This window comes from Nocardioides daphniae (genome assembly GCF_004777465.1).
Taxonomy (GTDB): domain Bacteria; phylum Actinomycetota; class Actinomycetes; order Propionibacteriales; family Nocardioidaceae; genus Nocardioides; species Nocardioides daphniae.
The window spans coordinates 2,805,602-2,831,030 of record NZ_CP038462.1; the positions used below are offsets into that span (position 1 = coordinate 2,805,602).

The 25,429-nt window shown below is 70.9% G+C and carries 30 protein-coding genes and 7 pseudogenes; 16 read left to right on the top strand and 21 right to left on the bottom strand.

Annotated features, from left to right (window positions below; all coding sequences use genetic code 11):
* The first annotated feature begins 40 nt into the window (after positions 1 to 40).
* Positions 41 to 1,006: a DUF2332 domain-containing protein gene (locus E2C04_RS13725; protein ID WP_135833020.1), complete on the top strand. Its 966-nt coding sequence runs from the start codon at positions 41 to 43 to the stop codon at positions 1,004 to 1,006.
* 15 nt (positions 1,007 to 1,021) lie between these two features.
* Here E2C04_RS13725 and E2C04_RS13730 read toward each other — a convergent pair whose 3' ends face one another.
* Complete coding sequence (locus E2C04_RS13730; RefSeq protein WP_135833021.1) at positions 1,022 to 1,375, bottom strand: holo-ACP synthase; 354 nt, start codon at positions 1,373 to 1,375, stop codon at positions 1,022 to 1,024.
* 32 nt (positions 1,376 to 1,407) lie between these two features.
* Positions 1,408 to 3,252, bottom strand: a complete 1,845-nt coding sequence (gene glmS / locus E2C04_RS13735) for a glutamine--fructose-6-phosphate transaminase (isomerizing) (protein ID WP_135833022.1) — start codon at positions 3,250 to 3,252, stop codon at positions 1,408 to 1,410.
* 42 nt (positions 3,253 to 3,294) lie between these two features.
* Between glmS and coaA the strand changes: the two genes are divergently transcribed.
* Positions 3,295 to 4,245, top strand: a complete 951-nt coding sequence (gene coaA / locus E2C04_RS13740; RefSeq protein WP_135833023.1) for a type I pantothenate kinase — start codon at positions 3,295 to 3,297, stop codon at positions 4,243 to 4,245.
* 25 nt (positions 4,246 to 4,270) lie between these two features.
* Here coaA and glmM read toward each other — a convergent pair whose 3' ends face one another.
* The 3 genes and pseudogenes from glmM to rplM all read right to left on the bottom strand — a co-directional run bounded on the left by glmM (position 4,271) and on the right by rplM (position 6,719).
* Positions 4,271 to 5,617: a phosphoglucosamine mutase gene (glmM, locus tag E2C04_RS13745; protein WP_135833024.1), complete on the bottom strand. Its 1,347-nt coding sequence runs from the start codon at positions 5,615 to 5,617 to the stop codon at positions 4,271 to 4,273.
* 122 nt (positions 5,618 to 5,739) lie between these two features.
* A pseudogene (rpsI, locus tag E2C04_RS13750) lies at positions 5,740 to 6,141 on the bottom strand (30S ribosomal protein S9); the annotation flags it as partial.
* Between the two features lie 138 nt (positions 6,142 to 6,279).
* Positions 6,280 to 6,719, bottom strand: a pseudogene (rplM, locus tag E2C04_RS13755) (50S ribosomal protein L13).
* Between the two features lie 500 nt (positions 6,720 to 7,219).
* Here rplM and E2C04_RS13760 point away from each other — a divergent pair.
* Positions 7,220 to 8,531: pseudogene (locus E2C04_RS13760) on the top strand (citrate synthase).
* 289 nt (positions 8,532 to 8,820) lie between these two features.
* Here E2C04_RS13760 and E2C04_RS20155 read toward each other — a convergent pair.
* Positions 8,821 to 9,222, bottom strand: a complete 402-nt coding sequence (locus E2C04_RS20155; RefSeq protein WP_238694301.1) for a hypothetical protein — start codon at positions 9,220 to 9,222, stop codon at positions 8,821 to 8,823.
* A gap of 71 nt (positions 9,223 to 9,293) precedes the next feature.
* Here E2C04_RS20155 and E2C04_RS20160 point away from each other — a divergent pair, with 71 nt between their 5' ends.
* On the top strand, positions 9,294 to 9,863 hold the full coding sequence (locus E2C04_RS20160; protein ID WP_238694302.1) for a S1C family serine protease: 570 nt from the start codon (positions 9,294 to 9,296) through the stop codon (positions 9,861 to 9,863).
* Positions 9,860 to 10,015 carry a PDZ domain-containing protein gene (locus E2C04_RS20165; protein WP_238694303.1) on the top strand — a complete coding sequence of 52 codons (156 nt, stop codon included), beginning with the start codon at positions 9,860 to 9,862 and terminating at the stop codon, positions 10,013 to 10,015. The genes E2C04_RS20160 and E2C04_RS20165 overlap by 4 nt, the downstream gene beginning before the upstream one ends.
* A gap of 1 nt (position 10,016) precedes the next feature.
* On the opposite strand, the gene E2C04_RS13770 is transcribed toward E2C04_RS20165, so the two are convergent.
* Positions 10,017 to 10,616, bottom strand: coding sequence for a TetR/AcrR family transcriptional regulator (locus E2C04_RS13770; protein WP_135833026.1), 600 nt, complete (start codon positions 10,614 to 10,616; stop codon positions 10,017 to 10,019).
* Positions 10,617 to 10,704: 88 nt separating this feature from the next.
* Here E2C04_RS13770 and E2C04_RS13775 point away from each other — a divergent pair, with 88 nt between their 5' ends.
* The 5 genes from E2C04_RS13775 to E2C04_RS22400 are packed head-to-tail and all read left to right on the top strand — an operon-like array spanning position 10,705 to position 14,528.
* Positions 10,705 to 11,406: an SDR family oxidoreductase gene (locus tag E2C04_RS13775; RefSeq protein ID WP_238694304.1), complete on the top strand. Its 702-nt coding sequence runs from the start codon at positions 10,705 to 10,707 to the stop codon at positions 11,404 to 11,406.
* A gap of 52 nt (positions 11,407 to 11,458) precedes the next feature.
* Positions 11,459 to 12,472, top strand: coding sequence for an SDR family oxidoreductase (locus tag E2C04_RS13780; protein ID WP_238694305.1), 1,014 nt, complete (start codon positions 11,459 to 11,461; stop codon positions 12,470 to 12,472).
* On the top strand, positions 12,451 to 13,296 hold the full coding sequence (locus tag E2C04_RS13785) for a phosphotransferase family protein (protein WP_202977800.1): 846 nt from the start codon (positions 12,451 to 12,453) through the stop codon (positions 13,294 to 13,296). Before E2C04_RS13780 ends, E2C04_RS13785 begins: the two co-directional genes overlap by 22 nt.
* Before the next feature lies 1 nt (position 13,297).
* Positions 13,298 to 13,933: an acyl-CoA dehydrogenase family protein gene (locus tag E2C04_RS22395; protein WP_338088769.1), complete on the top strand. Its 636-nt coding sequence runs from the start codon at positions 13,298 to 13,300 to the stop codon at positions 13,931 to 13,933.
* The gene (locus E2C04_RS22400; RefSeq protein WP_338088770.1) at positions 13,869 to 14,528 is read left to right on the top strand and encodes an acyl-CoA dehydrogenase family protein; all 660 of its coding nucleotides are present in this window, start codon (positions 13,869 to 13,871) and stop codon (positions 14,526 to 14,528) included. Before E2C04_RS22395 ends, E2C04_RS22400 begins: the two co-directional genes overlap by 65 nt.
* Positions 14,529 to 14,533: 5 nt before the next feature.
* Here the strand turns inward: E2C04_RS22400 and E2C04_RS18830 are convergent, their stop codons facing one another.
* Positions 14,534 to 14,728, bottom strand: a complete 195-nt coding sequence (locus E2C04_RS18830) for a hypothetical protein (RefSeq protein WP_202977801.1) — start codon at positions 14,726 to 14,728, stop codon at positions 14,534 to 14,536.
* Between the two features lie 44 nt (positions 14,729 to 14,772).
* Between E2C04_RS18830 and E2C04_RS18835 the strand changes: the two genes are divergently transcribed.
* Positions 14,773 to 15,024, top strand: coding sequence for a hypothetical protein (locus E2C04_RS18835; RefSeq protein ID WP_202978006.1), 252 nt, complete (start codon positions 14,773 to 14,775; stop codon positions 15,022 to 15,024).
* Positions 15,025 to 15,104: 80 nt separating this feature from the next.
* Here the strand turns inward: E2C04_RS18835 and E2C04_RS22130 are convergent.
* A pseudogene (locus E2C04_RS22130) lies at positions 15,105 to 15,233 on the bottom strand (hypothetical protein); the annotation flags it as partial.
* Positions 15,234 to 15,295: 62 nt separating this feature from the next.
* Positions 15,296 to 15,924, bottom strand: a pseudogene (locus tag E2C04_RS22135) (FAD-dependent oxidoreductase); the annotation flags it as partial.
* Between the two features lie 503 nt (positions 15,925 to 16,427).
* Between E2C04_RS22135 and E2C04_RS20175 the strand changes: the two are divergent.
* A complete protein-coding gene (locus tag E2C04_RS20175) occupies positions 16,428 to 16,670 on the top strand; it encodes a sortase family protein (protein WP_238694307.1) in 243 nt (80 codons plus the stop codon).
* Position 16,671: 1 nt separating this feature from the next.
* Here E2C04_RS20175 and E2C04_RS13805 read toward each other — a convergent pair whose 3' ends face one another.
* From E2C04_RS13805 to E2C04_RS13810, 3 genes are read right to left on the bottom strand one after another with little or no spacing between them, the layout of a single operon-like run.
* Complete coding sequence (locus E2C04_RS13805; RefSeq protein ID WP_135833027.1) at positions 16,672 to 17,283, bottom strand: class I SAM-dependent methyltransferase; 612 nt, start codon at positions 17,281 to 17,283, stop codon at positions 16,672 to 16,674.
* Entirely contained in the window at positions 17,280 to 17,576 is a 297-nt protein-coding gene (locus E2C04_RS21600) for a tRNA pseudouridine synthase A (RefSeq protein ID WP_338088771.1), read from the bottom strand. Before E2C04_RS21600 ends, E2C04_RS13805 begins: the two co-directional genes overlap by 4 nt.
* Positions 17,474 to 18,106 carry a tRNA pseudouridine synthase A gene (locus tag E2C04_RS13810; RefSeq protein ID WP_338088772.1) on the bottom strand — a complete coding sequence of 211 codons (633 nt, stop codon included), beginning with the start codon at positions 18,104 to 18,106 and terminating at the stop codon, positions 17,474 to 17,476. Before E2C04_RS13810 ends, E2C04_RS21600 begins: the two co-directional genes overlap by 103 nt.
* 103 nt (positions 18,107 to 18,209) lie before the next feature.
* On the opposite strand from E2C04_RS13810, the gene E2C04_RS13815 reads away from it, so the two are divergent.
* The 4 genes from E2C04_RS13815 (at position 18,210) to E2C04_RS13830 (ending at position 20,536) form a co-directional block, all read left to right on the top strand.
* Positions 18,210 to 18,578 carry an ArsR/SmtB family transcription factor gene (locus tag E2C04_RS13815; protein ID WP_135833028.1) on the top strand — a complete coding sequence of 123 codons (369 nt, stop codon included), beginning with the start codon at positions 18,210 to 18,212 and terminating at the stop codon, positions 18,576 to 18,578.
* A complete protein-coding gene (locus E2C04_RS13820; RefSeq protein WP_135833029.1) occupies positions 18,575 to 19,153 on the top strand; it encodes an SRPBCC domain-containing protein in 579 nt (192 codons plus the stop codon). Before E2C04_RS13815 ends, E2C04_RS13820 begins: the two co-directional genes overlap by 4 nt.
* On the top strand, positions 19,153 to 19,710 hold the full coding sequence (locus E2C04_RS13825; RefSeq protein WP_135833030.1) for a maleylpyruvate isomerase family mycothiol-dependent enzyme: 558 nt from the start codon (positions 19,153 to 19,155) through the stop codon (positions 19,708 to 19,710). The genes E2C04_RS13820 and E2C04_RS13825 overlap by 1 nt, the downstream gene beginning before the upstream one ends.
* Before the next feature lie 67 nt (positions 19,711 to 19,777).
* Positions 19,778 to 20,536, top strand: a complete 759-nt coding sequence (locus tag E2C04_RS13830) for a DUF2786 domain-containing protein (protein WP_135833031.1) — start codon at positions 19,778 to 19,780, stop codon at positions 20,534 to 20,536.
* A 56-nt stretch (positions 20,537 to 20,592) separates the two neighbouring features.
* On the opposite strand, the gene rplQ is transcribed toward E2C04_RS13830, so the two are convergent.
* The 8 genes and pseudogenes from rplQ to map form a co-directional block, all read right to left on the bottom strand.
* On the bottom strand, positions 20,593 to 21,135 hold the full coding sequence (gene rplQ / locus E2C04_RS13835; protein WP_135833032.1) for a 50S ribosomal protein L17: 543 nt from the start codon (positions 21,133 to 21,135) through the stop codon (positions 20,593 to 20,595).
* Between the two features lie 55 nt (positions 21,136 to 21,190).
* Positions 21,191 to 22,206 (bottom strand): annotated as a pseudogene (locus E2C04_RS13840) (DNA-directed RNA polymerase subunit alpha).
* Positions 22,207 to 22,323: 117 nt separating this feature from the next.
* A pseudogene (rpsD, locus tag E2C04_RS13845) lies at positions 22,324 to 22,931 on the bottom strand (30S ribosomal protein S4).
* 47 nt (positions 22,932 to 22,978) lie between these two features.
* Complete coding sequence (gene rpsK / locus E2C04_RS13850; protein WP_135833033.1) at positions 22,979 to 23,374, bottom strand: 30S ribosomal protein S11; 396 nt, start codon at positions 23,372 to 23,374, stop codon at positions 22,979 to 22,981.
* Between the two features lie 73 nt (positions 23,375 to 23,447).
* Positions 23,448 to 23,819, bottom strand: coding sequence for a 30S ribosomal protein S13 (rpsM, locus tag E2C04_RS13855; RefSeq protein ID WP_135833034.1), 372 nt, complete (start codon positions 23,817 to 23,819; stop codon positions 23,448 to 23,450).
* Between the two features lie 191 nt (positions 23,820 to 24,010).
* On the bottom strand, positions 24,011 to 24,124 hold the full coding sequence (gene rpmJ, locus E2C04_RS13860; protein ID WP_004008316.1) for a 50S ribosomal protein L36: 114 nt from the start codon (positions 24,122 to 24,124) through the stop codon (positions 24,011 to 24,013).
* A gap of 29 nt (positions 24,125 to 24,153) precedes the next feature.
* On the bottom strand, positions 24,154 to 24,375 hold the full coding sequence (gene infA / locus E2C04_RS13865; RefSeq protein ID WP_036490070.1) for a translation initiation factor IF-1: 222 nt from the start codon (positions 24,373 to 24,375) through the stop codon (positions 24,154 to 24,156).
* A 226-nt stretch (positions 24,376 to 24,601) separates the two neighbouring features.
* Positions 24,602 to 25,423 carry a type I methionyl aminopeptidase gene (map, locus tag E2C04_RS13870; protein ID WP_135833035.1) on the bottom strand — a complete coding sequence of 274 codons (822 nt, stop codon included), beginning with the start codon at positions 25,421 to 25,423 and terminating at the stop codon, positions 24,602 to 24,604.
* Between the last annotated feature and the right edge of the window lie 6 nt (positions 25,424 to 25,429).

The following is a 25,429-nucleotide window of genomic DNA, read 5'->3' on the forward strand; positions in this document are numbered from 1 at the left end:
CCCAGCGTAGCCATCGGCGGTCACCCGCTACGGTCGACAGATGGACCCCCATCTCGACGTTCCCTCGGCCTACCGCCAGTTCGCGGAGGAGGCCAGCGACTCGCCCACGTTCTCCTCGTGGGCCCGGGCCGCCGCCGAGGACCCCGAGCTGGTGGCCTGGCTGGAGACGCTGCCGGGGATCAAGCAGCAGCCCAACCTGGTCTTCGCCGCCGCGCGCTGGCACGGCGTCCCTGCCCCCGGCCCGTACGCCGCCCTGCGCGAGGCGCTGCTGCTCGACGACGGCAGCATCCGCGCCACCGTCATGGCCCGGGCCACCCAGACCAACGAGGTCGGTCGACTGGCCACGCTGCTCCCCGCCTTCGCCGGCTTCGAGGGCCCGTTGGCGCTGCTCGAGGTGGGGGCCGCTGCCGGGCTCAACCTCTTCCCCGACCGCTGGGGGTACGCCTGGGAGACGGCTGAGGGCACCGTCGAGCTGGGTGACGAGCCGCGGCTGCCGTGCCGGGTGGACGGTGCCGCACCGCTGCCCGACTCGCTGCCGGAGGTGGCGTGGCGCGGAGGCGTCGACCTCAACCCGCTCGACGTCACCGACCCCGGCGCGATGGCCTGGTTGGCCCAGCTGGTGTGGCCCGAGCAGGACGAGCGGTTGCGCCGCCTCGCCCAGGCGATCCGGGTGGCGCAGGACGACCCGCCACAGCTGGTGCAGGGCAACCTGCTCGACGAGCTGCCCGACCTGGTGGCCCGGGCCGGCGCCCACGGCACCGTCGTGGTCTTCCACACCGCGGTGATCGCCTACCTCGAGCCCGCCGACCGGGAGCGCTTCGACACGATGATGCGCGACCTGGTGGCCTCTGGGGCCTGCCACTGGGTGAGCAACGAGTCCGGGAGCGTGCTGCCGTCGGTCACCCGGACCGGCCCGGAGCCCGACCTGCACTTCGTGCTCGGGGTCGACGGACGAGCCGTCGCGCACACCCACGGCCACGGCCGTGAGCTGCACTGGTTCGGCTGACTCCCGGCAGCGGGCTCAGCCCTCCAGGACCACCATCGCCGAGGCGATCCCGGCGTCGTGCGAGAGCGAGACGTGGACCCGGTCGACCCCCAGCTCGGCTGCCCGCTGGGCCACGGTGCCGCGGATCTCGAAGCGCGGGCGGCCGGTCTCCTCCGAGATGATCTCGGCGTCGTGCCACGCCATCCCGACCGGGGCGCCCAACGCCTTGGCGAGCGCCTCCTTGGCCGCGAAGCGTGCGGCCAGCGAGGCCAGCGGCCGCCCCGCCTCGCTCGGCGTGAAGAGCCGGGCCCGCAGTCCGGGCGTACGCTCCAGCGACTCACCGAACCGGGCGACGTCGGCGACGTCGATCCCCACCCCGATCACGGCCATGGCTGCCTCCCGGGCCTGCGCTCAGACCTGCGTCACTCGACCGTGACGGACTTGGCCAGGTTGCGCGGCTGGTCGACGTCGTTGCCCATGGCGGTGGCCAGCTCGCAGGCGAAGAGCTGCAGCGGGATGACCGCCACCAGCGGCTGGAGCAGCACCGGCACCTTCGGCAGCCGGATCAGGGTGTCGGCGTAGGGCTCGATGGTGTCGTCGTCGACCTCGGCCAGGCAGATGGTGCGCGCCCCGCGGGCCCGCACCTCCTGGATGCCCGACAGCATCTTGTCGTGCAGCTGGTCGCGGCCGCGCGGCGGCACGATGCAGAAGACGGGCAGGCCCTCGTCGATCAGCGCGATCGGGCCGTGCTTGAGCTCACCGGCGGCGAAGCCCTCGGCGTGGATGTAGGCCAGCTCCTTGAGCTTGAGCGCACCCTCGAGCGCCACCGGGTAGCCGGCGTGACGCCCGAGGAAGAGCACCGAGGTGGTGTCGACGTGGGCACGCGCGAAGTCGTAGACGTTCTCGGCCTGCGAGAGCACGGTCTCGAGGTGGCCGGGCATGTCGTCGAGCTGGTCCATGACGTTGTTGATCTCGTCGCCGAAGAGCGTGCCCTTCACCTGCGCCAGGTAGAGCGCCAGCAGGTAGCAGGCCACCAGCTGGGTGACGTAGCCCTTGGTGGAGGCGACGCCGATCTCGGGCCCGGCGTGCGTGTAGATGACGCCGTCGGACTCGCGCGGGATCGTCGAGCCGTTGGTGTTGCAGATGGCCAGCACCTTCGAACGCTGCATGCGGGCGTGGCGGATCGCCTGCAGGGTGTCGGCGGTCTCGCCGGACTGGCTGATCGCGACGACGAGCGTCGAGTGGGTCAGGATCGGGTCGCGGTAGCGGAACTCGCTGGCGAGCTCGACCTCGACGCTGATCCGGGTCCAGTGCTCGATGGCGTACTTGGCGACCATGCCGGCGTAGTACGACGTGCCGGCGGCGATGATGATGATCTTGTCGATGTCGCGCAGCTCAGCGTCGTCGAGGCGCATCTCGTCGAGCTGGAGGCGACCGTCGGCGGCCCGGCGGCCCAGGAGCGAGTCGGCGACCGCGCGCGGCTGCTCGAAGATCTCCTTGCGCATGAACCAGTCGTGGCCGTCCTTCTCGGCGGCGCTCAGGTCCCAGTCGACGTGGTACTGCTTGCCCTCGGCGGGGCTGCCGTCGAAGCCGGTCACCTCGACGCTCTCGCGGGTGATGGTGACGACCTGGTCCTGGCCCAGCTCGAGCGCCTCGCGGGTGTGCTCGATGAAGGCGGCGACGTCGGAGCCGAGGAAGTTCTCGCCCTCACCCAGGCCCACCACGAGCGGGGAGTTGCGGCGCGCGGCGACCACGCGCGACGGGTCGGCACCGTCCAGGGCGACCAGCGTGAAGGCGCCCTCCAGGCGGCGGCAGACGTTCTGCATGGCAGTGGTCAGGTCGGCGCCGGCGGCGACCTCGTTCTCGAGCAGGTGCGCGGAGATCTCGGTGTCGGTCTCGGAGACCATCTCGTGGCCGGCGGCCTCCAGCTCGGCACGGAGCTGGGCGAAGTTCTCGATGATGCCGTTGTGGACGACGGCCAGGCGGCCCTTCTTCCCCAGGTGCGGGTGGGCGTTGGCGTAGTTCGGCGCGCCGTGGGTGGCCCAGCGGGTGTGGCCGATGCCGGTGGTGGAGGCGGGCAGCGGCGTGGAGGCGATGGCCTCCTCGAGGTTGGCGAGCTTGCCGGGCCGCTTGTCCCAGACCACGGAGCCCTCGTGGGCCAGGGCGATGCCGGCGGAGTCGTATCCCCGGTACTCGAGCCGGCGCAGGCCCTCGATCACGACGTCCTGCGCCTGCTTGGCCCCCACGTACCCCACAATTCCGCACATGGGGGTGAGTCTATCCCCCGGCGGAGGCTGTAAGAATGCAGCGTGCCCGCACCGGAAGAGTCATCCCCGTACGTCGAGCTCGACCGCGCGGCCTGGGCCTCGTTGGCCGGACAGACCGGTTCTCCGCTCAGCGCGGAGGAGATCCACCGACTCCGGGGACTCGGTGACTCGCTCAACCTCGACGAGGTCGAGCAGGTCTACCTGCCCCTCTCGCGGCTGCTGTCGATGTACGTCGAGAGCGCCGGCAACCTGCACCGCAAGCAGGAGGAGTTCCTCCAGCACCAGTACCCGCCGCGCACGCCCTTCGTGATCGGGATCGCCGGATCGGTGGCGGTCGGCAAGTCCACCACCGCCCGCGTGCTGCAGCAGATGCTCGCCCACTGGCCCGAGCACCCCAACGTGGCCCTGGTGACCACCGACGGCTTCCTCTTCCCCAACGCCGAGCTCGAGCGCCGCGGACTGCTCCAGCGCAAGGGGTTCCCGGAGTCGTACGACCGTCGCGCGCTGCTGAAGTTCGTCGTCGACATCAAGTCGGGCAAGGACGAGGTCGAGGCTCCCACCTACTCGCACCTGGTGTACGACGTCGTGCCCGACGAGAAGGTCGTCGTCAAGCGGCCCGACATCGTCATCGTCGAGGGTCTCAACGTCCTCCAGCCTGCCCGGGTGCGCGACGACGGTCGTACGGGCCTGGCGGTCAGCGACTTCTTCGACTTCTCCGTCTACGTCGACGCCGCGGTCTCCGACATCCGCAACTGGTACGTCGACCGCTTCCTGCGGCTGCGCGAGACCGCCTTCCGCGACCCCGCGTCGTACTTCTCCAAGTACGCCCAGCTCACCCACGACGCCTCGGTCGACGAGGCGCGCCGGATCTGGGACACGATCAACGGCCCCAACCTGGAGCAGAACGTGCTCCCGACGCGCAGCCGCGCCACCCTGGTGCTGCGCAAGGACAGCGACCACTCGGTGCGCTACGTGCGCCTGCGCAAGCTCTGAGGGTTCGCCCTCCCCCGCACCCGGCTCAGAACGCCAGCTGCGCCTTGACCACCAGCGCCAGGCGGTCGGCCACGGCCTGCGCCTCGGCCTCGGTCGGCGCCTCGACCATCACGCGGACGAGGGGCTCGGTGCCGGAGGGGCGCAGCAGGATGCGGCCCCGCTCGCCCAGCAGGGCCTCCTCCTCGGCGACCGCCGCCGCGACCACGGCGTCGTCGTCGGCGCGCGACTTGTCGACGTCGGGCACGTTGACCAGGACCTGGGGCAGCTTCTCCATCACCGCGGCCAGCTCCTTGAGGGAGAGGCCGGTGGTCACCATCCGCTCCACCAGGTGCAGGGCGGTCAGGGTGCCGTCGCCGGTGGTGGCGTGGTCGCGCAGGATCACGTGGCCCGACTGCTCACCACCGAGGCTGTAGCCGGAGATGTTCATCGCCTCGAGCACGTAGCGGTCGCCGACCTTCGTCTGGCGCACGCCGACGCCGTGGGCCTTCATCGCCTGCACGAAGCCGAGGTTGCTCATCACGGTCGCCACGACGGTGTTCTTGGCGAGCTTGCCCTGGTCCTCCAGGGCGAGCGCGAGGATGGCGAGGATCTGGTCGCCGTCGACGACCGTGCCCTCGGCGTCCACCGCCAGGCAGCGGTCGGCGTCGCCGTCGAGGCCGAAGCCGGCGTCGGCGCCGTGCGCGAGGACGGCGGCGCGCAGGTCGCTGAGGTGGGTGGAGCCGCAGTTCTCGTTGATGTTGGTGCCGTCGGGGTCGGCGTGGATGGCGATCACCGTGGCTCCAGCGTCGGCCAGCGCCTTGGGCGCCGACGCGTGGGCCGCACCCTCGGCGCAGTCGACGACCACCGTGACCCCCGCGAGCGGGTGCTCGATGGTGCGGACCAGGTGGGCGGCGTACTCCTCCATGGCGGTGGGGTGCGTGGTCACCCGTCCGACGGCCGCGCCGGTCGGGCGCTCCCAGGCCTGGCCGAGGCGCTGCTCGATGGCGATCTCGACGGCGTCCTCGAGCTTCTTGCCACCACGGGCCAGGAACTTGATGCCGTTGTCTGGCATCGCGTTGTGGGAGGCCGAGAGCATGACGCCGAGGTCGGCGCCCAGGCTGGCGGTCAGGTGGGCCACGCCGGGCGTGGGCAGCACGCCGAGCAGCATGACGTCGACACCGGCCGACGCCAGGCCGGCCACCACGGCGGCCTCGAGGAACTGCCCGGAGATGCGGGTGTCCCGGCCGACGACCGCCAGGGGTCGGTGTCCCTCGAACTCACCCCGTGCCGCGAGCACGTGGGCCGCGGCGACGGCGAGGTCGAGAGCCAGCTCGGCGGTCAACGTGTCGTTGGCCAGACCGCGTACACCGTCAGTTCCGAAGAGTCGTGCCATTCGCACGAGGCTAGTCGACGCCGGCGACCGGTCGCGCATCGCGCCACACGGCGGTCACCCCCTGACACGCGAACACCCCGCCACGGCCGGAGCCGCGACGGGGTGTGTCGGTGGTGCTGGGATCAGCGCTTGCTGAACTGCGAGGCCTTGCGGGCCTTCTTGAGACCAGCCTTCTTGCGCTCCACGACGCGGGCGTCGCGGGTCAGCAGGCCGGCCTTCTTGAGGACCGGGCGGTTGGCCTCGAGGTCCACGTCGTTGAGCGAGCGGGCCACGCCGAGGCGCAGGGCGCCGGCCTGGCCGGCGATGCCGCCGCCGTGGATGCGGGCGATGACGTCGAAGCGACCCTCGAGCTCCAGGGTCACGAACGGCTCGTTCGCGATCTGCTGGTGGAGCTTGTTGGGGAAGTAGTCGTCCATCGAGCGGCCGTTGATGGTCCACACGCCGGTGCCGGGGACGATGCGCACGCGGGCGACGGCCTCCTTGCGGCGACCCGTGCCAGCGGCCGGGGCGATGGTGGCGGCACGCAGCGGGGCGTCAGCCGACGGGGCGGGACTCGCTGGTGTAGGAGACGCCGGCCTCGTTGGTCTCGAAGGTCTCCTCGACCTCGGTCTGGTTGTTCTCGGTGGTCTCAGCCACGGTAAATCCTCACTCGTCCTTGGAGATTACTGCGAGACCTGGGAGATCTCGAACGGCTTGGCCTGCTGGGCCTGGTGCGGGTGCTCGGGCCGGCGTAGACCTTGAGCTTCTTGAGCATCTGGCGGCCAAGGCGGTTCTTGGGGAGCATGCCCCACACAGCCTTCTCGATCGCCTTGCGGGCGTCCTTCTCCAGCAGCTCACCGAACGGCGTGGCGTCAGACCGCCCGGGTAGCCGGAGTGGCGGTAGGCCAGCTTGGTGACCTTCTTGTTGCCGGAAAGGGCGATCTTGTCGCGTTGACGATGATGACGAAGTCACCCATGTCCATGTGCGGAGCAAACGTGGGCTTGTGCTTGCCACGCAGGAGGTTGGCGGTCTGGACGGAGAGACGTCCGAGGACCACGTCGGTGGCGTCGATGACGTGCACTCGCGCTGGATGTCAGCGGGCTTCGGGCTGTACGTGCGCACGGCGAGAACCTTCTCGTTCGTAGGGCCCGGTCGAAGGTGTCCGACCGGTGGTGGTGCTGCGGCTTCTGACGAACACGGCCCGGCTTACCCGACCTGCCGGCGGACCGGCGGGGCGAGACGTCCGGATCTGCACCCCCGTCAGGCCGGTGGACGGCACGACGAAGAGCGCGGCAGGAGTCCGCGACTTGCAAGAGTACGCGGCGGGAGTTCATGGGTCAAAAGCAGGCGGCGTACGTCGTCCACGACGCCCTTCGGGCAGCTCTCCAGGGCGCCTCCAGGGCGGCTCCCGGGCGACTGCCGGGCGGCTGCCCGCCGCGGGGGTCCCTGCGTACAGGGGTCTAGTGTGGACCCTGCGGTCACCCCGCCGAGGCTCAACGCCCCGGGCACGGACCGGCTCCGCGAGCAGGTGTTCCGAGGAACCCGCCTGTGACGTCCGGACGGGCCGCCGATAAATTGGTGACGACAAACACACATGCGCCCACAGCGAGCAAGGAGCCGACGTGACAGACGTAGCGGCCAAGCCGACCGACTCCCTCACCGTCCGTGACAACCGGACCGGCCAGGAGTACGACATCGCGATCACTGACAACACGATCGCCGCCAAGGACCTGGGCCAGATCCGGGTCGGCGAGGACGACCCGGGTCTCGCGACCTACGACCCCGGCTTCGTGAACACCGCCTCGTGCCGCTCCGCGGTCACGTTCATCGACGGCGACAAGGGCATCCTCGAGTACCGCGGGTACCCGATCGAGCAGCTGGCCGAGAAGTCGACCTTCCTCGAGGTCGCCTACCTCCTGATCCACGGCGAGCTGCCCACCAAGGAGCAGTACGAGAACTGGGTCCACGAGATCACGTACCACACGTTCGTGCACGAGAACGTGAAGGAGTTCGTCCAGGGCTTCCGGTACGACGCGCACCCGATGGGGATGCTGATGGCGTCGGTCGGAGCCCTCTCGACGTTCTACCCCGAGGGCCGTCAACATCGCTGACGCCGACAACCGCCACATGCAGATGGTCCGCATGATCGCGAAGATGCCGACCCTGGGCGCGTGGTCGTTCCGCCACGCCCAGGGCAAGCCGTTCGTCTACCCCGACAACGACCTGAGCTACACCGAGAACTTCCTCTCGATGCTTTTCAAGATGTCGGAGTCGAAGTACGTCGCCGACCCGCGCATCGCCAAGGCCCTCGACGTGCTGCTCATCCTGCACGCCGACCACGAGCAGAACTGCTCGACCAACGCGGTCCGCTCCGTCGGCTCCTCGCAGGTCGACCCCTACTCGGCCGTCGCGGCCGGCGTCGGTGCCCTCTTCGGCCCGCTGCACGGTGGCGCCAACGAGGCCGTCCTGCGGATGCTCAAGCGCATCGGCTCCAAGGAGAACATCCCCGCCTTCATCGAGGGCGTGAAGAACGGCGACGAGCGCCTGATGGGCTTCGGCCACCGGGTCTACAAGAACTACGACCCGCGCGCCAAGCTGATCAAGAAGGCCTGCGACGACGTCTTCGAGGTGACGGGCGTCAACCCGCTGCTGGAGATCGCCCAGGAGCTCGAGAAGATCGCGCTCGAGGACGAGTACTTCGTCAAGCGCCGCCTCTACCCGAACGTGGACTTCTACTCGGGCCTCATCTACGAGGCGCTGCAGTTCCCGCCGGAGATGTTCACCGTCCTCTTCGCGATCGGCCGCACCCCGGGCTGGCTCGCGCAGTGGAACGAGCTCATCACCGACAAGGAGCAGAAGATCGCTCGCCCGAAGCAGATCTACACCGGCGACCGCGAGCTGACGTTCGTGCCCGCCGAGGAGCGTTGGGCCTGATCCCAGGCCCCGGCACCGAGGGCCCGACTCCCACCAGGGGGTCGGGCCCTCGGGCCATTTCGGGTCTTCTCGCGGCCTCGCGCCACCGACGTACGCCTGCCCCCGCGCCATCTCTTCGGCACCGCCCAGCGGCGTCTCAGCGAGTTCCTAGGGTCGCTTGGCACAGTGGAGGCATGAGCAACGAGCACAGCCCCGACCAGGACCCGCGCGAGCCCGCGACCCGCCCGATCCCGCCGGCCACGTTCTACGGCCAGGACAGCTCGACCGGCGCCACCCCTCCCCCGCCGGCTCAGGTCCCTCCTCCCCGCCCCCGATGCACGGCGGCGGCTTCACCGCCCCTCCGCCCGGCGGCCCGCTGGGCCGACCGCAGGAGCCCCGGGCCACGGAGCCCAAGGCCCAGGAAGCGCGGCGTCGGCCTCGCCCTGGCCGCGCTCGTGCTCGGCACGCTCGGCGGGTTCGGTGGCGCGGCGGCGTACGACCAGCTCAACGACGACGCGGAGACCTCCTCGAGGGGCACCACCACCTCCAACGTCATCGACCAGGGCTCCTCGTCGACGGCTGACGGGACCGTCGAGGGCGTGGCCGCGAAGGTGCTGCCGTCGGTGGTGCGCATCGACGTCGCGTCGAGCAGTGGCGCCGGGTCGGGCTCCGGCATCATCCTCAGCTCGGACAGATCCTCACCAACGAGCACGTGGTCGAGGGGGCCGGCGAGGGCGGCCGCTGCGCGTCTCCTTCAACGACGGCACGCGGGCCGACGCCACCGTGCTCGGCACCGACCCGCTCACCGACACCGCGGTGATCAAGGCCGAGGGCGTCTCGGGGCTGACGCCCGCCACGATCGGCAAGTCCGGCAACCTCCAGGTCGGCCAGCAGGTCGTCGCCATCGGCTCCCCGTTCGGCCTCGACGCAACCGTCACCAGCGGCATCGTCAGCGCGCTCGGACGCCCTGTCAACGTCGGCTCGGCCGACGACCAGGGCAACTCGACGACCTACCCGGCGATCCAGACCGACGCCGCGATCAACCCCGGCAACAGCGGCGGGCCGCTGGTCGACCTGACCGGCAGCGTCGTCGGCATCAACTCCTCGATCCGCACCGCCTCGTCGGGCACCTCGTCGGCGAGCGGCTCGATCGGCCTGGGCTTCTCGATCCCGATGGACGAGATCCTGCCGATCATCGACCAGATGAAGGCCGGCGAGCAGCCGACCCACGCACGCCTGGGCATCCGGGTCAGCGACCCCGACGGCGGCAGCTCCGACACGGTCGGCGCCCTGGTCCGCGAGGTCACCGAGGACGCCGCGCGCGGGCGACGCCGGGCGAGCAGGGCGACGTGATCACCCGCATCGACGACCACCTCGTCGACGGCGCCGACGACCTGGTCGCCACGGTGCGCACCTACCGCCCCGGGGACAAGGTCAAGGTGACCTTCGTACGCGGTGGCGACGAGCGGACGGTGACGCTGGAGCTCGGCTCCGACGCCGAGTGAGTCAGGCCGCGCCGACCATCCGCAGGGTCAGCGCCCGGTAGTGCTCGGCGACCTCGTCGGGCGACCAGCCGCGCCCGGCGTCGTACCAGCGCGCGATGTCGATGCCCAGCGACAGCACCGCGGCGGCGGTGACCGCCGACAGCGCGTCGGCGAACTCGCCGCTGCGGACGCCGGCCTCGACGATGCCGCGGGCGAGTGCGTCCATCTCGTCGCGCATGGCGTCGATCTCGGCACGGTGCTCGGGTGAGAGCGAGCTGAGCTCGTAGTTCACGATCCGCGCGAGCGTGTGGTGGGTGCAGTGGAAGCGGGCGAAGTCGACGACCAGCTGCTCGAGCTGGGCCGTCGGCGAGCCCCCGCTCTCCGCCGCCCGCCGGCAGATCGACAGCGCCTCGGCGTGCCCGGTCGCGGAGATGACGTGGAGCAGGTCCTCCTTGGAGCGGTGGTGCACGTAGAGCGCCGCGGGGCTCATCCCGGCGGCTGAGGCGATGTCGCGCGTCGTGGTCCCGTGGAACCCCTTCTCGGCGAAGGCCTGCACGGCGGCGTCGTACAGCCTGCGGCGGGCATCGGGGCCGCTGTCCGGACCATTGACTGTCGCTGCCATGCCTGACACTGTAAGCAAGCGCTTAGTCAGCGTGCAACGCACCCGGCCGCGGACCGGTTCGGGGACCACGAGTGGAGGGATGAGAGACGTGCGAGGACTCGACACCAAGGTCGCTGTCGTCACCGGGGCCAGCCGGGGCATCGGGCTGGGGATCGCCGAGCGGCTGGTCGCGGAGGGCGCCAAGGTGGTCGTCACCGCCCGCAAGGCCGAGGCACTCGCCGAGGCCGTGGAGCAGCTCGGAGGCCCCGAGCACGCGCTCGGCATCGCGGGCAACGCCGGCGACGCCGCCCACCGCGACGAGGTCGTCGCCCGCACGCTCGAGACCTTCGGCAGCATCGACCTGCTGGTCAACAACACCGGCATCAACCCGGCGTACGGGCCGCTCGTCGACCTCGACCTCGACGTGGCGCGCAAGATCCTCGACACCAACTCCGTCGCCGCCCTCGGCTGGGTGCAGGCCGTCCACGCCGCCTGGATGAAGGAGCACGGCGCGGCGTCGGTCGTCAACGTCTCCTCGGTCGCCGGGCTCAAGCCGGCGCCCGGCATCGCGATGTACGGCGCCAGCAAGGCCACGCTGATCAGCCTCACCGAGTCGCTCGCCCTCGAGCTCGGTGCCGCGCGTCCGGGTCAACGGCGTGGCCCCCGCGGTGGTCAAGACTCGCTTCGCCAGCGCCTGTACGAGGGGCGCGAGGAGGAGGTGGCCTCGGCCTACCCGCTCAAGCGGCTCGGCGAGCCGGAGGACATCGGCAGCGTCGTCGCCTTCCTGCTCTCCGACGACGCCGCTGGCTGACCGGGCAGACGCTCACCGTCGACGGCGGGCTGACGCTGACCGGCGGCGTCTGATGGCCGGCGCCCTGCAGCGGCGTGGGCGCCGTCGTCACCGGCGCGGCCACGGCATCGGCGCCGCGCTCGCCCGTCGCCTGGTCGCCGAGGGCGCCCGCGTGGTGGTCAACGACCTCGACGCCGAGGCGGCCTGGCGGGTGGCCCACGAGGTCGGCGGCACCGCCGTGCCGGGCAACTGCGCGAGCGAGGACGGCGTACGCAGCCTGCTCGCCCACGCGACCCAGGCCCTGGGTCGCGTCGACCTCTACATGGCCAACGCGGGGCTCGACCACGTGCAGGGCGAGCCGGTCGACTGGCTCGAGACCAGCGACGCTGCCTGGTCGACGCTGCAGGAGGTCAACGTGATGGCCCACGTGCGCGCAGCCCGCGCGCTGGTCCCCGAGTGGCTGGAGACCGGCGGCGGCCGCTCGTCGTCAGCCTCGGCGGCCGGGCTGCTCACCATGCTCGGTGCCGCGCCCTACTCGGTGACCAAGCACGCCGCCGTCGGCTTCGCGGAGTGGTTGTCCGCGACGTACGGGCACCGGGGCATCGCCGTGCAGGCCATCTGCCCCCAGGGCGTGCAGACCCGGATGCTGGAGGAGGCAGGTCCGCTGAAGGAGCTGCTCTCAGCCGACTCCGTGCTCAGCCCCGACGACGTCGCCCAGGCGTGGGTGGAGTCGCTGGCCGACGACGCTTCCTCGTGCTGCCGCACCCCGAGGTGGCCGACTACTACCGCGCCCGAGCGGGCGACACCGACCGCTGGCTCGCCGGGATGCGCCGCATCCAGGCCGGCCTCGACGCACTGGAGGACCGATGAGCGACCAGCTGCCCGGCCTGGACCTCGACGCCTTCGCGGCGTGGTTCCGTGGCCACCGCCCCGACGCCGGACACGACTGGGCCGCCGAGCTGGTCGCCGGCGGCAAGTCCAACCTGACCTACCGGTCACCGACGGCACCGACCGGTGGATCGTGCGCCGCCCGCCGCTGGCCACGTCCAGGCCACCGCCCATGACATGGGCCGCGAGTTCACCGTGATGTCCGCGCTCGCCGGCACCGCCGTGCCGGTGCCCGGGACGATCGCGCTCTGCGACGACGACTCGGTCCTGGGCGCCCAGTTCTACGTGATGGAGCTGGTCGAGGGCACGCCCTTCCGCGACGCCGAGCAGCTCGGCGCCCTCGGCGAGGAGACCACCGCGCACCTGTGCGACGCGATGGTCGACGTGCTCGCCGCGCTGCACACGGTCGACCCGGCCGAGGTCGGCCTCGACGGCTTCGGACGCCCCGAGGGCTTCCTGGCCCGCCAGGTCAACCGGTGGGGCAAGCAGATGGCCGGCTCCGCGCAACCCGCGAGCTGCCCGACGGCGACCGGCTGCTGGCCCACCTGGCCTCCCACGTCCCGACCGACGGGGGCGCCCCCGGCATCGTCCACGGGCGACTACCGCCTCGACAACCTGCTGGCCGTGCCCACCGACCCGCAGCCCGTCAAGGCCGTCGTCGACTGGGAGATGTCGACGCTCGGTGACCCGCTCACCGACCTGGCGCTGCTGGTGGTCTACGACCGGGTCGCGACGATGGTCCCCGCACTCGGCGTCAGCGACGCCAGCAGCGCGCCGGGCTACCCCTCCCCCGACGCCCTAATGACGCGCTACGCCGCGGCCCGCGGCCTCGACGTCGACGCCCTCACCGGGGCGATGGAGTTCCACCTGGGCCTGGCCCACTACAAGCTCGCGGCCATCCTCGAGGGCATCCACCACCGCTTCGTCGCCGGTCAGACCGTCGGCGGCGGGTTCGAGCACATCGGCGACGCCGTCGAGCCGCTGCTGGCGGCCGGCCTGCGCGCCGCCACCGGAAAGGACTGACATGGACTTCTCGTTCGACGCCCGCACCACCGAGCTGGTGGCCGACCTCAAGGACTTCATGGGGAGCCACGTGCTGCCTGCCGAGGTCGTCTTCGACGAACAGCTCGCCGCCCTCGACGACCGCTTCGCGTGGACGCGTACGCCCGTCATGAACGACCTCCAGGCCGAGGCACGCCGCCGGGGCCTGTGGAACCTCTTCCTCCCCGCGGGGGTCGACCCCGAGGGCGTCGGCGGTGGACTGACCAACCTGCAGTACGCCCCGCTCGCCGAGCTCAGCGGTCGCAGCGGCAACCTCGCCCCGGCGGCGATGAACTGCGCCGCGCCCGACACCGGCAACATGGAGGTGCTGCACCACTTCGGCACCCCTGAGCAGAAGGAGCAGTGGCTGACGCCGCTGCTGGAGGGGCGGATCCGCTCCGGCTTCGCGATGACCGAGCCCGACGTGGCCTCCTCCGACGCCACCAACGTCGAGACCTCGATCGTGCGCGACGGCGACCACTACGTGGTCAACGGCCACAAGTGGTGGACCACCGGCGCGATGAACCCCGACTGCGCGCGCGATCTTCATCGTGATGGGCAAGACCGACCCCGAGGCCTCACGCCACCGCCAGCAGTCGATGATCCTGGTGCCGCGTGACACCCCCGGCGTCGAGGTCGTGCGTCCCCTGCACGTCTTCGGCTACGACGACCACGAGCACGGCGGCCACGCGGAGATCCGCTTCACCGACGTCCGCGTCCCGGTGACCAACCTGGTCGGCGAGGAGGGATCCGGCTTCGCGATCGCCCAGGCCCGTCTGGGCCCGGGGCGCATCCACCACTGCATGCGCTCGATCGGCGTGGCCGAGCTGGCCGTGGAGATGATGTGCCGCCGGGTCAGCCACCGCGTCGCGTTCGGCCGCCCGCTGGCGCAGCAGGGCGTGATCCGCGACTGGATCGCGGAGTCCCGCGTCGAGATCGAGCAGCTGCGCCTGCTGGTGCTCAAGACCGCCTGGCTGATGGACACCGTGGGCAACCGCGGCGCGCACACCGAGATCCAGGCGATCAAGATCGCCACGCCCAAGGTCGTCCAGGGCATCCTCGACCGCGCCGTCCAGGCACACGGCGCAGGCGGCGTCTCGCAGGACTTCCCGCTGGCGATGATGTCGGCCGGGATCCGGACGCTGCGCCTGGCCGACCCCGACGAGGTCCACAAGAACTCGCTGGCCAAGGCGGAGCTGGCCCGGCACGCCTGACGGCGTCAGCGCTGCGCGTCGCGGTCGATCCGCTCGGCGACCCGGCGCGCGGCGATCTGGAGCACCTCCCAGGCGGTGGCCACGGGAGGGGCGTACGAGAGGTCCATCCAGGCCAGGTCGTCGACGGTCCCGCCGTACCAGAGCACCGCGGCGGCGGTGTCGATCCGCTTGCCGGCGCCCGGGCCCCCGACGATCTCCACCGACAGCAGCCGCCGCGTGTGGGCGGTCGGCGCTGACCCGGATCATGATCGGGGCTGCCTCCGGCATGAAGCCGCTCGCGGTGGTGCCCTCGGTGACGACGACGACCGGGTCGACCGACGGGTCGGTGACCTGCACGTCGAGGATCCCGGTGCGGGCGATCTCGAGGTGCACCGGGCCGGGCGCGAAGCGGGTGATCGCGCTGCCCACCATGCCGGGGAAGCGCAGGTCGCCCCCGGCGACGTTCTCACCGACCACGCGGCCCGCCTTGTTCGCGTGGGTCCCGAGCGGGGCGTAGGTCCAGAAGCCGTCGCGGCTGCGCACCTCGCAGCAGTCGCCGGCCGCCCAGACCCCCGGGACCACCTGGCCACGCTCGTCCGGGCGCAGCGCCCCGCTGGGACTGAGCAGCCCGGTGTGGGCGAGCAGGTCGGTGGCCGGGGTGACGCCGAGCGCCACGACCACGTGGTCGGCCGGCAGCGTCCGGTCGGCCAGGCGCAGCGCCCGCACGACCCGTCGGAGGCCTCGACGCCCTCGACGGTGGCGTGCTCGACGACCTCGACGCCGGCCTTGCGCAGGCCGGCGACGACGACGGCGCTGATCTCGGGGGCGAAGCTGCTCAGCACCCGTGACCTGGTGACGAGGGTGACGTCGAGGCCACGGCGTACGGCCGCCTCGGCCATCTCGACGCCGATGTAGCCGCCGCCCACGACGACCACCGGCCCGCCCGTGGCCAGGCGACGCGCCCACGTGTCGGCGTCGCGGAGCGTCTTGGCGGCGTGCACGCCGTCGACCGGGACGCCGTCGACGCTGGTCCACGGCGGCATCACCGGTCGCGCCCCGTCGCGACGACCACCTCGTCGAACGCCACCGCCTCCGCCCCGGCGACCTCGGCCAGGCGACGGTCGAGGTCGATGTGGGTGACCCGGGCACCGAAGCGCAGGTCCAGGCCGGCCGCGCGGTGCTCGTCGGCGGTGCGGGCGACCAGCTCGTCGGTCGAGTCGACCTCGCCGGAGGCGACGTAGGGGATGCCGCAGGCCGAGTACGAGGTGTCCTCGCCGGCCTCCAGGACCGTCACCGCGAGGCGTCGGCCGGTGCGGCGAGCCGTCCTGAGCATCTGGTGGGCCGCGGACATCCCGGCGGCGTCGGCGCCGACCACCAGGACGCGGACGGGGTCGGGATCAGCGGACTCGGAAGCCATGGCCACACCCTGCCATGGGCGTTTGGCGCCCCGACCTAGCGTGGGGGCATGGGAGCGCGGCGGAGTGTGGCAGCCATCGGTCTGCTGCTGCTCGCTGCCTGCAGCTCGACCACGCCCTCGGAGCCGACGGCGAGACCCAGCCGCACGCCCGAGCTCACCCCCACCGGTGTCCCCAGCGGCTCCCCCACGCCTGCGGAGACGCCGACGGCGTCGCCCACGCCGACCGCGCCCGAGCCGCGGCGGTCCTACGTCACGATCCCGGCCTTGGGGCTGCGCGACTTCCCGGTGGTGCGCTATCCCGGATCGCCCGACGACGCGCGCGGCACCGCGCTGCAGAACGCCGGCGAGATGGCCTCACCCCGCGGCCCGCCGGCGGCGTGGGGCCGGCGAGGTCGGCAACTTCATCGTCACCGGCCACCGCCTCACCGGGACGGCACCACTGCGCGACTCACCGTCGCTGCGCCCCGGCGACCGGACGGATCCGCGTCCGCTCCGGCGACCTGGTGCACTTCTACGAGGTCGTGCGCACACGTCGTACGTCGTTCCGCTCACCGCGCTCGCTCGCCGCCCAGCGCGCGCCGGTGCCGGGACGGCCCGGGCGCACGGCCACCCGGCCGATGCTGACCCTGTCGACCTGCGCGACGCCCGAGGACCACGCCGCGGGCAACTTCTGGGCCGACGAGTTCGACAACCCCGAGCACCGCATCGACAAGATCGCCGCCCTCGTGGAGACCCGGCCGGCGTGACTCAGGCGCGGCGCGTCTCGAGGACCCGGAAGCCCTTGTGGCTGCCGATCCGCGTGGTGGGCCAGCCCTGTTCGCCGAGCCACCGGGCCAGCGAGTCGGCGCCGAGGTTCTTGCCGACGACGCTGACCATGCGGCCGCCCGGCGCCAGGCGCGGCAGCCAGGTGAGCAGCAGCTCGTGCAGCGCCTCCTTGCCGATCCGGATCGGCGGGTTGGACCAGATCTCGTCGAAGACGTAGTCGCTGGGGACGTTCTCCGGGGTGACCGCGACGAAGGTGCCGGAGACGCCGAGGGCCTTGGCGTTCTCGTTGGCCAGCAGCACGGCACGCTCGTTGACGTCGACGCCGATCACCCGGGCCAGCGGGACGGCCTTGGCGATGGCGATGCCGATCGGGCCGTAGCCGCAGCCGAGGTCGAGGAACTGCCCCATGGCCGGCGGGTCGAGCTCGCGGAAGAGCACGGCGGTGGCGTGGTCGAGGTGGCCCCGGCTGAAGACGCCCGGTGCGCTGACCAGCTCGAGCTCGTGGTCCCACACCTCGCAGGTGAAGCGCTCACGCTCGAAGGGGGCGGTGGGGTCGGCGCTGAAGTAGTGCTCGGTCTCGGTCTCGTCGCTCACAGGGTCCTCCTGGCTCGTGCACGTTCGGCTTGGGCGAGCAGCTCGGCGCCCTCGGGGTAGCCGACCTCCTCCAGGGTGAGTCCGTGGGCCTGGACGACGACCACGCGCGGGTCGCGGCGCCCGGCCGACATCACCTCCGCCGCCCAGGTCACGGGGTGGCGCCCCTCCCCGACCGCCAGCAGGCAGCCCATCAGGGAGCGGACCATGTTGTGGCAGAAGGCGTCGGCGACGACGCGGGCCGTCGCGACGCCGAGCTCGTCACGCTGCCACTCGAGCTCGTCACACGTACGCACGTGGTGGCGCCCTCGCGCCTCTTGCAGAAGGAGGCGAAGTCGCGCAGCCCGACGAGGGCGCCGGCCGCCTCGTTCATCGCATCCAGGTCGAGCGGCCGCGGCCAGGCCAGCACGTGGCGGCGCGTCAGCGGGTCGACCAGCTCCGGGGTGTCGGCGACCCGGTAGGCGTAGCGCCGCCAGATCGCGGAGAAGCGCGCGTCGAACCCCTCCGGCGCCTCGGTGACGGCGTGCACGCGCAGGTCCGCCGGCAGGATGCCGTTGAGTCGACGCTGGAGGGCGAGCAGCGGCGGCTCCGTGGAGCGGCCGGCGGAGGCGGCGAGCACGGCGGCCTCGAGGTCGAGGTGGGCGACCTGGCCGCGGGCGTGCACGCCGGTGTCCGTACGCCCGGCGACGACGACGCGCACCTGCTGCAGGCGCAGGGCGGTGGCGAGGGCAGCCTCGAGCGTGCCCTGGACGGTGCGGAGCCTCGGCTGGGTCGCCCACCCCGAGAAGTCGGTGCCGTCGTAGGCGAGGTCGATCCGGATGCGCACCCGACCATCCTCCCAGACACCCTTGGTCAACCAGATGGTTGACAAGGTCTCGACCGCTGGCCTACGGTCGAAGTCAACCCATTGGTTCAGCAGAAGGCACCCGATGACCGACCCGCTCTCCCAGGTCTTCGCCGCCCTCGCCGACCCGACGCGACGCGACATGGTCGCCCGGCTCGCCGACGGTGACGCCACCCTGAGCGAGCTCGCCGAGTCGTACGACGTGAGCCTGCAGGCCGTCGCCAAGCACCTCAAGGTGCTCGAGGGCGCAGGACTCGTCTCCCGCACCAAGCAGGCCCAGCGCCGACCGGTCCACCTGGAGGCGGAGGTGTTCGACCTCATGACCAGGTGGATCGAGCGCTACCGTCGCCAGGCCCAGGAGCGCTTCACCCGACTCGACGCCGTGCTGGCGTCGATGGAGGCGGAGGCGTCCCAGGCCGGCACGGACCAGGACGACAAGGAAGAAGCGTCATGAGCACCGACCGGAGCACCGACCGGAGCACCGAGCAGCCGAACCCCGGCCAGGCCCACCTGCAGCCCCACGAGGAGTGGCACCCCTCCCCCGCCGACCACGTCTCGGTCGCCGTCGTGAAGGCCGACGACCGCGTCCCGGCGGTGCACATCTGGCGCGACGTGCACGCCACCCCGCAGCAGGTGATGCGCGCCCACACCGACCCCGAGCTCTTCGCCCGGTGGATCGGACCCCACGACCTCACCACCGAGATCGACGTGTGGGAGTGCCGCACGCTCGGCTCCTACCGCTACGTCCAGCGGCGCGGCGAGGAGTCGTACGCCTTCCGCGGCACCTTCCCCTACGTCGGGGACGACCGCATCGTGCAGACCTTCTGCTACGAGGAGTGGCCGCAGGCGATCGCGCTCGAGACGATGACGTTCACCGCCATGGGTGACGGTCGCACCCGCATCCACGGCGTCTCGTTGTGCGACTCGTTCGAGAGCCGGGACGCCTTCCTCGCCTCCGGCATGGAGACTGGTGTCAACGAGGGCTACGAGAAGCTCGACCGCCTGCTGTCCGACGGAGGAACCCACTGATGCTGCCCACCGATCCCGCCGAGCGCCACCGAGCGGTCGCCGCCACCTTCACCGGGCTCGTGGAGGGTGCAGGTGACTGGGAGGCGCCGGCGCCGGTGGACGGATGGGCCGCCCGCGACGTGGTCGACCACCTGACCACGTGGTTCCCCTCGTTCGTGCACGCCGGCTCCCCGTACGGCTGGACGCGACGCCAGCAGGCGAGCGTCGACCCGGTGGCCGCCTGGCGCGAGCAGTGCGCCGCCGTGCAGCTGCTCCTCGACGACCCGGCGCAGGCCGAGTCACCCTTCATGCACCCGCAGGTGGGCGCCGCACGCCTCGACGAGGCCGTGGACCGCTTCTACACCGCCGACGTCTTCATGCACTCCTGGGACCTCGCCCGGGCCACGGGCCAGACGGTCGACCTCGACGCCGACTTCGCCGCCGACCTCCTGGCCGGGATGCGGCCCATCGAGGAGATGCTGCGTGCCTCGGGACAGTACGGTCCGGCCGTGCCGGTGGCGCCCGAGGCGGGACCCGTCGAGCAGCTCATGGGCTTCATCGGCCGCGACCCGTCCTGAGCCAGCGGTAGTTGTCGGTGGTCGCTGTCAGGCTCGGCGCACCCCACCGTCGCCCGAGGAGCCGCCCATGACAACCCACACCACCGCCGCGCTCGCCAAGGTCCGCAAGCTGCTGGCCAAGGCGGAGGACCCCGCCGCCACGCCCGCCGAGGCGGAGATCTACACCGCCAAGGCGGCCCAGCTCATCGCCGACCACGGGATCGACGTCGCCCTGCTGGCCGCCGACGACCCGGGCAGCGACCGCGTCGCCGACCGCGTGGTGCACATGGACGCCCCGTACGCCCGGGAGAAGGCGCAGCTGCTGAGCACGGTCGCCGTCGGCCTGCGCTGCCGGGCGGTGCTGCGCACCCGGGCCCCGTTCGACGCCCCACGCGAGCACTCGGTGCACCTCTTCGGCCACGAGTCCGACCTGGAGCGCGCCGACCTGCTCTTCACCAGCCTGCTGCTCCAGTCGACCGGGCGCCTGGGGCGTACGCCGGTGCCTCACGGTGAGCACCAGGCCGCCTTCCGACGCTCCTGGCTGGCGGGTTTCCGGATCTCCATCGCCGAGCGGCTCCGCCGGTCGGAGGAGGAGGCCGAGCGACGTGCCGAGGCCCGCAGCGCCCCCACCGGACGCTCGACGAGCCTGGTGCTGGCCGACCGCAGCCGCGAGGTCGACCACGCCGTCGCCGAGCAGTACCCACAGCTGCGGACGGCCCGGCCCAGCTCGCTGTCGGGCTCGGGCATGCAGGCCGGCTACGAGGCCGGCGCCCGTGCCGACCTCGGTGGGGCGCGGCTGCGCGGCACGCCGCAGGCCCTCGCCTCAGACCAGCGGCTCGGCGCCTGAAATGGCACAGGACCCGCCACCCTCGCGGGTGACGGGTCCTGGACGACGCTGGTGCGTCAGGCCTTCTCGGCGTCCTCGGCCGGAGCCTCGGTGGTCTCCTCGGCGGGAGCCTCCTCAGCAGCGGTCTCCTCGGCGGCGACCTCGTCGGCCGGAGCCTCGGTGGTCTCCTCCACGGGAGCCTCCTCGACCGGAGCCGGGGCAGCAGCCTCGGTCTTCTTGGTCGACGGAGCCTTGGGGGCGTACGCCTCGGTGACGAGCTCGATCACGGCCATCGGCGCGTTGTCACCCTTGCGGGGGCCGATCTTCGTGATGCGGGTGTAGCCACCCGGGCGCTCGGCGAAGGTCGGGGCGATCTCGGTGAAGAGGACGTGGACGACGCCCTTGTCACGGATGACCTTGAGGACCTCGCGACGGTTGTGCAGGTCGCCCTTCTTGGCCTTGGTGATGAGCTTCTCCGCGTAGGGGCGGAGGGTGCGCGCCTTGGCCTCGGTCGTGGTGATGCGACCGTGCTCGAAGAGCTGGGTGGCCAAGTTGGCCAGGATGAGGCGCTGGTGCGCCGGGCTGCCGCCGAGGCGGGCGCCCTTCTTGGGGGTAGGCATTCCTGCTACTCCGTCTTCTCCCAGGCCGGATCAGGTACCTGGGTAGTGGGGTTGATTAGTACTGCTCGTCCTCGACGTACGACGCGTCGTCGTCGTCCGAGTACGCAGCCAGGGCCGCGTGCGGGTCGAAGCCGGGAGCGCTGTCCTTGAGGGACAGGCCCATCTCGACCAGCTTGGCCTTGACCTCGTCGATCGACTTAGCACCGAAGTTGCAGATGTCGAGCAGGTCCTGCTCCGAGCGACCGATGAGCTCACCCACGGTGTGGATGCCCTCGCGCTTGAGGCAGTTGTACGAGCGGACGGTCAGCTGCAGGTCCTCGACCGGGAGGGCGAGGTCGGCAGCCAGCTGCTCGTCGACGGGCGACGGGCCGATGTCGATGCCCTCGGCCTCGACGTTCAGCTCGCGGGCCAGGCCGAAGAGCTCGACCAAGGTCTTGCCGGCCGAGGCGATGGCGTCACGGGGACGGATCGACGGCTTGGTCTCGACGTCGATGACCAGCTTGTCGAAGTCCGTACGCTGCTCGACTCGGGTGGCCTCGACCTTGTAGGTGACCTTGAGGACCGGGCTGTAGATCGAGTCGACCGGCATGCGGCCGATCTCGTTGTCGCCGCCCTTGTTCTGGACCGCGGAGACGTAGCCACGGCCACGCTCGACGACCAGCTCCATCTCCAGCTTGCCGGAGTCGGAGAGGGTGGCGATCTTCAGGTCGGGGTTGTGCACCTCGACACCGGCCGGCGGGGTGATGTCCGCGGCGGTGACGTCGCCAGCACCCGACTTGCGCAGGTACATGGTGACGGGCTCGTCGTGCTCGGAGGAGACGACGAGGCCCTTGAGGTTGAGGATGATCTCGGTGACGTCCTCGGTGACACCCTCCACGGTCGAGAACTCGTGGAGGACGCTGTCGATCTTGATGCTGGTGACCGAGGCTCCCGGGATGGAGGAGAGCAGGGTGCGACGCAGCGAGTTGCCGAGCGTGTAACCGAAGCCGGGCTCCAGGGCTCGATCACGAACCGGGAGCGGAACTCGTCAACGGTCTCTTCCGACAGGGTCGGGCGCTGAGCGATAAGCACTGGTGATTTCCTTTCCGGACCCACCCACCATTTGACGGGTCCGAACTGCAGTGACGAGGAGGAATTGCGAGGTCGTGCTCCCGGTGGCCACCGCGGACGGTGGCCACCGGGTCAAGATCACTTCTTCGAGTAGAACTCGACGATGAGCTGCTCCTGGACCGGGAGGTCGATCTGGGCCCGGGTCGGGAGCTGGTGCACGAGGATGCGCATCCGCGACGGGATCGCCTCGAGCCACGCGGGGACGACGCGCTCGCCGTGGGTCTCGCGAGCCACGATGAAGGGGGTCATCTCCAGCGACTTCTCGCGAACGTCGATGACGTCGTACTGCGACACCTGGAAGGACGGGATGTTGACCTCTTGCCGTTCACCTTGAAGTGGCCGTGCACGACCAGCTGGCGGGCGTGACGACGGGTGCGGGCGAAGCCGGCGCGGTAGACGACGTTGTCGAGGCGACCCTCGAGCAGCTGCAGCAGGTTGTCACCGGTCTTGCCCTGGCGACGCGAAGCCTCGACGTAGTACTTGTAGAACTGCTTCTCGAGGATGCCGTAGGAGAAGCGAGCCTTCTGCTTCTCGCGGAGCTGGAGGAGGTACTCCGACTCCTTGATGCGGCCCTTGCCGTGCTGGCCGGGCGGGTAGGGGCGGCGCTCGAAAGCAGCGTCGCCACCGACGAGGTCAACGCCGAGACGGCGCGACTTCTTGGTCATGGGGCCGGTGTAACGGGCCATTGTTCAAAGTCTCCTTGGAAGTCTCGTGTGGGTCTGAACCGTCAGGCTCAGACGCGACGGCGCTTGGGCGGGCGGCAGCCGTTGTGTGGGGCCGGCGTGACGTCCTGGATGGTGCCGACCTCGAGGCCGATCGCACCCAGGGAACGGATCGCCGTCTCGCGGCCCGAGCCCGGACCCTTGACGAAGACGTCGATCTTCTTCATGCCGTGCTCCATCGCACGACGACCAGCAGCCTCGGCGGCCATCTGGGCGGCGAACGGGGTGGACTTCCGGGAACCCTTGAAGCCGACGGTGCCGGCAGAGGCCCAGGAGATCACCGCACCGGTGGGGTCGGTGATCGTGACGATCGTGTTGTTGAACGTGCTCTTGATGTGGGCTTCGCCCTGAGCGATGTTCTTCTTCTCCTTGCGGCGGACCTTGGTCGCGCGGCTCTTGGGAGGCATTCAGTAACTCCTGTTGAGGTTCTGGTCGAAAAGCTTCGTGAAGGCGATCAGCGCTGCACCACGGGTGCAGGCGTCACTTCTTCTTCTTGCCGGCGACAGTCCGCTTCGGGCCCTTGCGGGTACGAGCGTTGGTCTTGGTGCGCTGACCGCGGACCGGGAGGCCCATGCGGTGGCGGCGACCCTGGTAGCTGCCGATCTCGATCTTGCGGCGGATGTCAGCCTGGACTTCGCGACGGAGGTCACCCTCGATCTTGAAGTTGGCCTCGATCTCGTCGCGAAGCTTGACCAGCTCCTCGTCACCGAGCGTGTGCACGCGGGCGTTCGGGTCAACCCCGGTGGCCTCGAGCAGCTGCTTGGCGCGGGTACGGCCGATGCCGTAGATGTAGGTGAGTGCGATCTCGATGCGCTTGTCGCGCGGGAGGTCCACACCAACGAGGCGAGCCATGGTTCTGGCATTTCCCTTCGGTTGTTCACAGCGGTGTCTGTCGTGTCGCGCCCCGGTCCTTGCGTGGCACTGCCACGGACTCGGGCTCCGGCCGCTGCGCCGGAGGTGGTTCGCCACCGGGTGTCCGGTGGCTAGCGATCACGATGGATGGTGTTGCGGTGTGCGAGACGGTGGCGGTGAGCCACCCGTCATCAGCCCTGGCGCTGCTTGTGGCGCGGGTTCTCGCAGATGACCATGACGCGGCCGTGGCGACGGATGACCTTGCACTTGTCGCAGATCGGCTTGACGCTGGGGTTGACCTTCACTTCGGAGGGCCTTTCTGGTGTCGGCTGGCTTACTTGTACCGGTAGACGATCCGACCTCGCGTGAGGTCGTACGGGGAGAGCTCCACCACCACGCGGTCCTCGGGGAGGATCCGGATGTAGTGCTGGCGCATCTTGCCGCTGATGTGGGCGAGCACCTTGTGTCCGTTGGTCAGCTCGACCCGGAACATGGCATTGGGAAGGGCCTCCACGACGGTGCCCTCGATCTCGATCACGCCTTCTTTCTTCGGCATGTCCTCCACAATCTGTTGATCTGTTGTCTACCGTGGTCCGGGAACCTCCCCGCGGAAGACCCGCGCAGGTGGACCTCGTGAAGCCGGTGACCGCACCACTTCCCGATCCTCCTGGAAGGAGTCTCGGGCAGCCGTTCAGGCGCGGCCACACATGCCCACGTTGGACCGACTCGCCAGCCTACTGGCTCGGGGCAAGAAAGCCCAATCCGGAGCGGAGCTCGACGGATCAGGCGCCACCGAAGGGGACGCCCAGCTCGGCGAGCCTGGCCTCTCCCCCGTCCAGTGCGGTGAGGACCCAGGCGCCGGTGGGCGTGAGGGTGAAGGTGTGCTCGTAGTGCGCGGCCCACCGGCCGTCCGACATCGAGACGGTCCAGTCGTCGTCCTCGGTGTAGGTGTCCTGCGACCCCAGGGCGACCATCGGCTCGACGGCCAGCGCCATGCCGCGCACCAGCTTGGGGCCCCGCCGGGGCGACCGTAGTTGGGGACGTTGGGGCGCCATGTGCATCTGTGAGCCGATGCCGTGGCCGGTGTAGTCCTCGAGGATCCCGTAGGAGCCCTTGGAACGGACGTACGACTCGATCGCGTGGCTGATGTCGGTGACCCGTCCGCCGAGCCTGGTGCGGCGATGCCGCGCCACATCGACTCCTCGGTGACCGCCATCAGGCGGCCACCTCCTCGGCACCTCGCCCACCGCGACCGTGATCGCCGCGTCGCCGTGCCAGCCGTCGACGATGGCGCCGCAGTCGATCGAGATGATGTCGCCCTCGGCGAGCACCCGGTCGCCCGGGATGCCGTGCACCACCTGGTCGTTGACCGAGGCACAGATGCTGGCCGGGAAGGGCGGCGTGCTGTATCCCTTGAAGGAGGGCACGCCGCCCTTCGACCGGATGTTGTTTTCCGCGATCGCGTCGAGCTCGCCGGTCGTGATGCCCGGACGCACCGAGGAGCGAAGGAGCTCCAGCGTCTCGCCGACCAGGAGGCCGGCGCGCCGCATCACGGCGATCTGCTCGGGGGTCTTGATCTCGACCCCGCGGTCACGGAAACCCATGTCGTC